Raw genomic sequence first — 717 nt, 5'->3', positions numbered from 1 at the left:
CACCCAACGACCATGAGGGCTGATGGATGAGAACGCTACGTCCTTGAACAACCACAACTCCCAACCTTTACACCCTCATTGGGTTGGGCTGCCCCGCTTGCCCTCGGGACGTGCATCCTGTCGCCGGGCAGCCACCCATATAAAACTAATCAAATACCCAATCAGGATGCTCCCGGCGGGGCAAGGATTTGACTTTCTCAGCTACCTCACTCCATTTCTTGGTCGGCCATGTAGCTGGTTTAGCATCATATGTACCACCCATTGCCAGTAAGGTATGTAAAGTGGCTCCCAGTAAATAAGTCAGCGAACCAAAGTTGGTTAGCACAACCTGGTTTGGTTCTTCATAATAAATTTGAAAGGAATCAATCTCGTCATGAGGGTTTGTCAAAGACCAGTCATTCGCATCGTAAATTGGCTCAATACCGGTTCGCTGACTCACAAGCTTGATTATTTCCTCCAGTGTAGGCGGCTGATTATCAAAACAAACTTCCCGATGACAAACCATATTCTTTTCTGTTTTTGCTATTTAATTGCCTTTCGGGGCGTTCCTCGTGTCGAAAGCTACGTGGCAAACTCGCTTTTTTTAATTACCCTAACCGGAGCGATTCTGGTGTCGACCGAAGCTACCTAGTGAGCCAAAACCGCTCTGTCACGGGACGTGCCCCCTGTCGCACAGAAGCCCACCACTACGTTATTGGCTATTTGGCACCACCCAAC

At 48.8% G+C, this 717-nt stretch carries 2 protein-coding genes; one reads left to right on the top strand and one right to left on the bottom strand.

Features of this window, described 5'->3' with window-relative positions:
• Window positions 1–145: 145 nt before the first annotated feature.
• Entirely contained in the window at window positions 146–505 is a 360-nt protein-coding gene (locus ACYVD4_RS32035) for a hypothetical protein (protein ID WP_460952541.1), read from the bottom strand.
• On the opposite strand from ACYVD4_RS32035, the gene ACYVD4_RS32030 reads away from it, so the two are divergent.
• Window positions 494–631, top strand: coding sequence for a hypothetical protein (locus ACYVD4_RS32030; protein WP_460952540.1), 138 nt, complete (start codon window positions 494–496; stop codon window positions 629–631). The two genes, ACYVD4_RS32035 and ACYVD4_RS32030, sit on opposite strands and share 12 nt — an antisense overlap.
• Window positions 632–717 lie beyond the last annotated feature (86 nt).

This window comes from Spirosoma daeguense, assembly GCF_054776875.1.
This window is presented reverse-complemented; position numbering and strand designations above follow the sequence as displayed.

Excerpts from the sequence above, each read along its gene's own strand:
- ACYVD4_RS32035 (WP_460952541.1), bottom strand. The coding sequence starts at position 505 with ATGGTTTGTCATCGGGAAGTTTGTTTTGATAATCAGCCGCCTACACTG.
- ACYVD4_RS32030 (WP_460952540.1), top strand. The coding sequence starts at position 494 with ATGACAAACCATATTCTTTTCTGTTTTTGCTATTTAATTGCCTTTCGG.